Annotated in this window: 7 protein-coding genes and 1 pseudogene; 2 read left to right on the forward strand and 6 right to left on the reverse strand. The window is 63.5% G+C overall.

From position 1 onward, the window contains the following. The 6 genes and pseudogenes from JWP83_RS03515 to JWP83_RS03540 all read right to left on the reverse strand — a co-directional run. A pseudogene (locus tag JWP83_RS03515) lies at positions 1–202 on the reverse strand (GMC family oxidoreductase N-terminal domain-containing protein); the annotation flags it as partial. A gap of 337 nt (positions 203–539) precedes the next feature. Next, on the reverse strand, positions 540–1,034 hold the full coding sequence (locus tag JWP83_RS03520) for an amidohydrolase family protein (protein WP_297725834.1): 495 nt from the start codon (positions 1,032–1,034) through the stop codon (positions 540–542). Positions 1,035–1,356: 322 nt separating this feature from the next. Beyond that, positions 1,357–1,995, reverse strand: coding sequence for an HD domain-containing protein (locus JWP83_RS03525; RefSeq protein WP_297725837.1), 639 nt, complete (start codon positions 1,993–1,995; stop codon positions 1,357–1,359). A 78-nt stretch (positions 1,996–2,073) separates the two neighbouring features. Continuing rightward, complete coding sequence (locus JWP83_RS03530) at positions 2,074–3,528, reverse strand: catalase (protein ID WP_297725840.1); 1,455 nt, start codon at positions 3,526–3,528, stop codon at positions 2,074–2,076. Positions 3,529–3,771: 243 nt separating this feature from the next. After that, a complete protein-coding gene (locus tag JWP83_RS03535; protein ID WP_297725844.1) occupies positions 3,772–4,464 on the reverse strand; it encodes a glycosyltransferase in 693 nt (230 codons plus the stop codon). Positions 4,465–4,902: 438 nt separating this feature from the next. Next, positions 4,903–5,268: a LytTR family DNA-binding domain-containing protein gene (locus tag JWP83_RS03540; protein WP_297725847.1), complete on the reverse strand. Its 366-nt coding sequence runs from the start codon at positions 5,266–5,268 to the stop codon at positions 4,903–4,905. Positions 5,269–5,548: 280 nt separating this feature from the next. On the opposite strand from JWP83_RS03540, the gene JWP83_RS03545 reads away from it, so the two are divergent. Both JWP83_RS03545 and JWP83_RS03550 read left to right on the forward strand, forming a co-directional pair. Further along, entirely contained in the window at positions 5,549–6,523 is a 975-nt protein-coding gene (locus tag JWP83_RS03545) for an aldo/keto reductase (RefSeq protein WP_297725849.1), read from the forward strand. Further along, the gene (locus JWP83_RS03550) at positions 6,523–7,422 is read left to right on the forward strand and encodes an NAD(P)-dependent oxidoreductase (RefSeq protein ID WP_297725852.1); all 900 of its coding nucleotides are present in this window, start codon (positions 6,523–6,525) and stop codon (positions 7,420–7,422) included. Before JWP83_RS03545 ends, JWP83_RS03550 begins: the two co-directional genes overlap by 1 nt. Positions 7,423–7,603 lie beyond the last annotated feature (181 nt).

The following is a 7,603-nucleotide window of genomic DNA, read 5'->3' on the forward strand; positions in this document are numbered from 1 at the left end:
TCGCAGGCCACTGATCTGCTCTCATCACAGCCGGAACGTCGTCCTGGCCGCCCGCCTCCAACAACAGCACACTGACGCTCGCGTTTTCGGCGAGACGACGGGCAACCACAGAGCCCGACGAGCCCGAGCCGCAGACAATGAAGTCGTACTGCGGCCTCAACTCAAAGTCGGGATCCGAATCGTTGTAACTGGGAGCACTCATAGGACCCACACCCTTCGCGTAGCGTTGTTCCGCTGAAGTAGTAACGCTGCCACGCTAGCGTATCGCCGATACGCGCGCAACGTAGCGACGATACTGGCGAAGAGTTGGGTGATGCCGCTCGACGCGCGCGTATTCGCCAGCCACGAAGAACTGCTATGCCTTCGGCACCGGCGATGGCTAGGCAGCGGGGACCTGAAGTCGCCGACAAACGCTACCTATCCGAAACCACTTTGGCTCTGCTCCAACCCGCCTCTGACGCAGGCGACCAATCCGTTGCCATCCCCGCCGCTATCACGGCATCCCGCCGCTATCACGGCATAGTGAAACCCACAGAGCCTCAGGCGAAACACCAGCTCGATTTACACCACTCCCAGGGGCGCGACCAGCCGCCGGCGTGCGACAAGACGATTTTGACGTTGGGATAGGTGTCCAACACGCCGTTGAACACCATCTGGACGGCGTTACGGGTCGTGTCGAACGGAAAGTCGACCAGAGGCCCGGGTACGTCGGCAAGAAGCGGGAGGCGCGGATGGCCAGGATGAATGAAGACGACTGCTGACCGTTTGTTGAGCGTATCCAGAGCGGTGCGTACGTGGCGTCTCCGAGATAAACACCCGTAGTTAGTCAGCAGCACGACGCCGTCAGCCCCGATCTCGTCGAGCGCATATGAAGCCTCGGCGGCCGCAGCTTCGACGTCCGGCAGCGGAACCGTCGCAAAGTTCCCGAATCGATCAGGGTGTTTTGCGCCCAGGTCGGCCACGTACTCGTTGACCCTTCGGGCCATATCGCGGCGGTGCTGGCCGTGCCAGCCCACGACACTGGGCGCGGTCACCGACAGCACGCTGGTAGCGATCTAGTTATCATCCATGAACTGCAGATGGGCGTGAGCGCTCCACTTCGGAAGAGCCCAGCCTGACGGGTCTCCACCGTGACTCGGCAACTCCTCCCCCCAAAACGGGGGCACTACATGGGTGTGGACGTCAATACGATTGGCACTCGTCACGGGCGCTTCTCTTTCAGGGCTACAACATTGAACGCGGCGTTTGGCTTTCCGCCCATCGTCGACGATGTCACTGCCCTCAGGACAAGCACAATGACCGATTACATCGGCGATGACGTGATGGGCGTTGCCGCTAGTGTGCGTGTTGCTTGCGCTACTCGGGCCACGCTGAGTTCTTGATGACGTCGACGAAGTCGATGCGATGAAAATTGGACACGAAGTGCTCAAGGACGTCAGCGTTCACGGTCCCAAATGTGGTGTCCGGCCGCTCTTGGAACCCGTCGGTAAATGCCTGCAAGATCTCGTTCTTGAAATCCGGCCGCGGGTGGACCGCGGTGACCGCGTCGATCTCGTTCTGCGACAGGCTATCCAGCCGAATTCCGAGCACATCGGTTTCCACGCCTGCCGTGGTTGCCGCGATCACGGGCGCCATCTTGTAGGGGACTTCGGGTGTGGTATGCAGGGCGATCGCTGTCCAGACCACGTCCGCCTCCGCGTCTGAGAAACCGTTTGCCGTCAAGAACGACTTGGCGGTGTCGGCGCTGTCTAGTTCGAATCGCTGTGTGGTTCCGCGATACGGTGTTACCAATCCGCTGTCGTGAAATAGCGCTGCAATGTAGAGCAATTCGGCGTCGGGCTGGATGCCGAGTTTGCGTGATTGCAGGCTGCCGAACAGAAACACTCGGCGGGAATGATGGTAAATCAACGGGGTTGTCGTGTCGCGAATCAGCTCGGCGGCATCGTTGGCGATGCGGCTGTCGGGAATTTGGACTCCGGCGATGGTCTCAATCATCTTGGTTTCCTCTCTGGTGATGGTGTGCCTTCACCGCAGATAGCTCGGCGGTGTCGAGCTGTCTGTTGTCGATCTGAATTAGCTTGAAAGCACACCCTTCTCGATGCGGTTGCCCAGATCGGTGTCGACGTTGCGCCAGTAATCAAAGGCGCGTTGCAGGACCGGTTCGCTCACTCCATCGAGCAGGTGACCGACGACGTTGTCCACCAGGCGATCCCGCTCAGCGTCATTCATGACGTCGCGGACCAGGGTGCCGGCTTGGCCCCAGTCGTCGTCCTCGGCGCGCAGCGTGTAGGCGGTGCGCACCATCTCCCCGTCGGTGTGCCAGCCGGCGGGCGCGCCGTAACGCTCGGTGTGAGCGCGGGGGCCGCCCTTGGAATTCGGCGAGTACACCGGGTCGGAGACGGTCTGATAGCGCATCTGCCCGTCCTTGCTGTAACTGTGCACGGGTGACTTGGGGGCGTTGACGGGTAGCTGGTTGTAGTTCGCGCCGATGCGGTAGCGCTGCGCGTCGGGGTAGGCGAACATCCGGCCCAGCAGCATCTTGTCGGGACTCACGCCGATGCCGGGCACCAGGTTGCTGGGCGACCAGGCGCCCTGTTCGATCTGGCTGTGGTTGTCGGTGGGGTTGCGATCCAGCGTCAGCCGGCCCACCTCGATGAGCGGATAGTCGGCGTGCGGCCAGACCTTGGTCAGATCGAACGGGTTGAACCGGTAGGTCTTGGCGTCCTCGAACGGCATGATCTGCATCTTCAGCGTCCACGACGGGTAGTCGCCGCGCTGGATCGCCTCGAACAGGTCACGGGTGTGATAGTCGGTGTCCACCGCCACCAGCGCGTCGGCCTCGGCCTGGGTGAGGTTTTCGATGCCCTGATCGGTGATGAAGTGGTACCGCACCCACACCTTCTCGCCGGCGGCATTGACCCACATGAAGGTATGCCCGCTGTAGAGGTTCATGTGCCGCCAGCTCGCCGGGATGCCCCGATCACCCATCAGCCAGGTCACTTGGTGCGCCGACTCGGGAGACAGTGTCCAGAAGTCCCACTGCATGTCGTGATCCCGCAGGTTGTTGTCGGCGCGGCGCTTCTGCGAACGGATGAAACTCGGGAACTTCAACGGGTCGCGCAGGAAGAACACCGGGGTGTCGTTGCCGACGATGTCGTAATTGCCTTCGGTGGTGTAGAACTTCAGCGCGAAGCCGCGCGGGTCGCGCCAGGTGTCGGGGCTGCCGCGCTCACCGGCCACGGTGGAAAACCGGATCACCGTCTCGGTCGTGGTGCCGGGTTGAAACACCGCCGCCTTGGTGAACGCGCTGACGTCTTGGGTCACCTCGAACCGCCCGAAGGCACCCGAACCCTTTGCGTGCGGCTGCCGCTCGGGCACCCGTTCGCGGTTGAACTGCGCCAGCTGTTCGATGAGGTAGTGATCGTGCAGCAGGATCGGCCCGTCCGGACCAATGGTCAGCGAATGCTCGTCACTTTCGATGGGGATACCAGCATCCGTCGTCGTGGGTACGGGTTGTGTGTCGCTCATTGTCGTGCCTTTCGGTGCCGGGTAAAACGCTGGGTTAGACATGTGGAAGCCAGACGGGACTGGTGTCGGCGACTTAGCTGGATGAGTGCGGAGGTGACAACGTCGTGTTTGTCGGGCACGTCAGTTCGTTGCTGAGCGCGGCCAGTCGTCGTCGAGATCGGGCACCGTCAGCAGGTTGCGGTCGAGAATCTCGGCGATCCGCATCACGAGTCGGTCGAGGAGCCTGCTCATGTTGGTTTCCCTTCATCGAGGTGTTTCTGCGCGATGTTTTTCCAGGTGATGCCGCCGCGCAACTTGTCTTGCGCGACCGCCCATTCCGCGACGCAGTACCGGTGTAGTCAGAAGACGTAGCAGCGCCTGGGCCATCCCGGGCACGTCCCCCGGCCGGTAGACGAGTCCAACGATCGCGGGTACAACGAGCTCCACGGTTTCCGGGTCAGCCGGGGCAACTACCGGCCGTCCCGCGGCCAACACGTCCAGCAGCATCGAGGTCCCCGATGAACTGCCGAGCACGACGAGATCTGCGGCAGCGACCACGTCCGACCATCGGTAGTCGCAGGAATCGTTGACCACATGCACGCTGCTCCCAACACCCTGCGCGGAGGTCCGCCTCATCACAGCGGTGCGCTGCTCGCCGGCGCCAAACAGGACGAGCTGCACCTTGCACCGTCGTCGCACCGCGATGAATGCGGCGGCCAGCTGTTGGGCGTGCGCGCGATCGTCGAACGGACCTATCGCGACGATGTTCGGAAGACCGGTGAGGCCGACTGGCGGCCAGGCGTCCACCGGGTGTGGCCGCGTGCGCGGTCGCTGCGTGATCGACGGTGCTGCAATCCTGGCCGTTCCTCGACGGCTGCGGTCCGCGATGAGCGCGGCGAGGTCGCTATCCCCTGGAATAGCGGGATGCATCGCCTCGGGATTGAGGTAGTGGTTCACAGGCCTGCCCCTTCGTGGGATCGTCGAATTCGGTTGATCAGCAAGGGGATGGGCCAGAGAGCGGCCAACTCGCCGGTCGTCGGCGCCAGCGGACTACCCGATTCAGTGCCGCTATGACCATGGTTTCAAAGAATTACGGTCCGGGTCGGCGATGTCGTCAACGCTGGCGGCCATTCAGGGGCCCCGCTAACACCAGACCGGACACACCTGCTAGCTGCAATCGATCCGGTCCGCTGAATAGCGGGGCCCTTGTCCTAGTCCCCTTGTTGAAGTCCATCAGGCCTCTACGCTGAATTTCCGCTTCGGCCAACGGTTATCGTCACCGCGGACGCTCAGTGATGTCCCCGGCTGGCAGCAAATGGTGCAGGCGTCATCCCCGCCCAGCCAAGCTTTTCGAAGACCCGCGACGGTCACCGCCGGGTGTTAGCGGTGATCACCTTAGGCGACGCCCGCTGGCCCGCCGACGAGATCGCGGATCGCGCCGGCCGTCAGAGCGAACTTGGCGAGGAACCCGATGGCGGGACTGGTCGCAATCATGTCGGTGAAGTCGTGCTCGGCGTGGGTGGAGATCAGTATCACTGGTGCCGGGAATCCGGATCGGTGGAGTTGCTCAGCGAGTTCGAATCCGTTCTCGCGACCGAGGTTAACGTCAATCAGCGTCACGTCCGGTCGCTGCTGCTCGAAGCATCGAAGAGCCTCGACGCTGGTCGATGCCACGCCGACAACCTTGATGCCGCCATGCTCAAGCAGGTGGCGCGCGGCCTCGACGAAGTCCGCGCTGTCATCAACGATTAGGCAGCGCATCGTATACCTCTCATACCCATGAAGTCAGCTTGGCAGTGTGCGGGACCGGTAGGCATTCCCGCTAGCCGTAACTCTGCTGTCAACGACGCGCGCACTTCGGTGCTGTGGCGCTGAGAATCCCGGCTACGAGGGTATTTGCAGATGGCCAGTAGACATAGATTCCAGCTAGCGAGGAGTACCCGATTGGGGTCAGCGGTGGCGACATGGGCGCGCGGGCGCGCAATCGTGGTTCACAGCAGAGCCGGAAGTACGAATGTGCACAAACGACTTGGAGAGCGAAATGAAGAACACCACATTGGGTCAAACTGGGCTCAACGTTTCCCGCATCGCCTTCGGCACCTGGCAGCTCGGCGGGGACTGGGGTCGTTTCGACGAGGACGCCGCTATCACTGCGATCCGTCGCGCCCGCGAATTGGGCGTCAACTTCTTCGACACTGCGCAGGCCTACGGTTTCGGCGCGTCCGAGCATATCCTCGGAAAGGCGCTCCGCATCGAGCTCACCCGCGATCGCGACGAAGTCGTGATCGCCACCAAAGGTGGTCTGCGCCAGACAGATTCCGGTCTTATCCGCGACGCGAGCCCCGAATGGTTACGCCGGGGAGTCGATGCCAGTCTGACCGCGCTGGGCGTCGACCATATCGACCTGTACCAAGTGCACTGGCCCGACCCGACCGTGCCGGCCGCCGAGACGGCGGGCGTGCTGTGCGAGCTGGTCACCGAGGGCAAGATCGGCCACGTCGGCGTGTCCAACTACAACGCCGCGCAGATGGCGGAGTTCTCCGCGACGCTTCCGGTTGAGACTTTGCAGCCGCCCTACCACCTGTTCCGTCGCGAGATCGAGGACGGCGAATTGCCTTACTGCCGTGCACATAACATCGGGGTGCTGGTGTACGGGCCGTTGGCCCACGGGCTACTGACGGGAACGCTGAGCACCCACACCGCGTTCGCCGCCGATGATTGGCGCAGCACAAGCGGGGTATTCAGCGGCGACGCTTTCGAGCGCAACCTGGCGACGGTGCGTTCCCTGGCGATGTTCGCCGCCGACCTTGGGCTCACCGTCAGCCAGTTGGCCATCGCTTGGACGCTGGCCAACCCCGCCGTGCATGTCGCCATCGTCGGCGCCCGGCAAGTGGGCCATGTCCAAGACAGTCTCGCCGCAGCGGACGTGTCATTGAGCGACGCCGACCTCGACGAGATCGACAACATCATGAGTTTCGCCGCGCAGGTGGCCGGGCCGTCCCCTGAGGGGATGTGATGGCCGACGACATGCGACGTGTCGCCGTGTTGGGGACCGGAACGATGGGTGCCCCGATAGCGCGCAACTTGCTGCACGCGGGTTTCGGGGTTCGAGTGTGGAACCGCACCACGGCCAAGGCCGCGGCATTGGCCGCCGACGGGGCGCGGCCGGCCTCCGACCCTGCAGAAGCAGCGACCGGTGTCGACGTGTTGATCACGATGCTCACCGACGGAGCCACCGTCGAAGACGTAATGACCGGGCCCGAGGGCGCGCTGTCGATGCTTGGCTCGGATGCAATTTGGATTCAGATGAGCACGGTCGGGGTCGAATGGACCGACCGGCTCGCTGATCTCGCGGACCGGCACGGCGTCGCATTCGTCGACGCCCCGGTATCCGGCAGTTCCGAGCCGGCCTACAGGGGCGAGTTGGAAATCCTCGCCGCGGGCGCGCTGCAGGTGCGGCCGCGCGTGCAGCCGATCTTCGATGTGCTCGGACGGCGCACGGTGTGGCTGGATCGTGTTGGGGACGGCTCCCGGCTCAAGCTGGCGCTCAACAATTGGTTGGTTGTCCTCGTCGAGGCGATGTCCGAAACGCTCACCTTCAGCGAAGCGGTCGGCCTGGAGCCGCACGTGTTCCTGGAGGCCGTCTCCGGGGGGCCGTTGACGTCGCCGTACGCGATGACGAAGGGTACCGCGATGGTCGAGGAGGACTTCGCCCCCGGCTTCCCGCTAAGGCATGCGGTGAAGGACGCCGAGCTTGCCACGAGCGCCGCCCGCCGGCATGGGGCGGAACTCACGCTCACCGATGCGTTGCTGCCACGTTGGCGTGAAGCCGTCGTCGAAGGCTACGGCGACGACGACGTCGCCGCGGCCGTTACCCTGTCCACCGCGGCCCCGCGTCGCGCGGTCCGCGCCTGACCTCGATCGTCGACGTGACGATCTCCGAAGACGCCGCGTCATGACCCGCAAGCTCAACATTGTCCTCGTACACGGCGCGTTTGCTGACGGATCGCACTGGCGGCACATAATCCCGCGGCTGTACCAAGCGGGGCATCGAGTGATGGCGGCGCAGAACCCGCTCACGTCGCTGGCTGACGAC

It is taken from the genome of Mycobacterium sp., from assembly GCF_025965855.1.
Taxonomy (GTDB): Bacteria; Actinomycetota; Actinomycetes; order Mycobacteriales; family Mycobacteriaceae; genus Mycobacterium.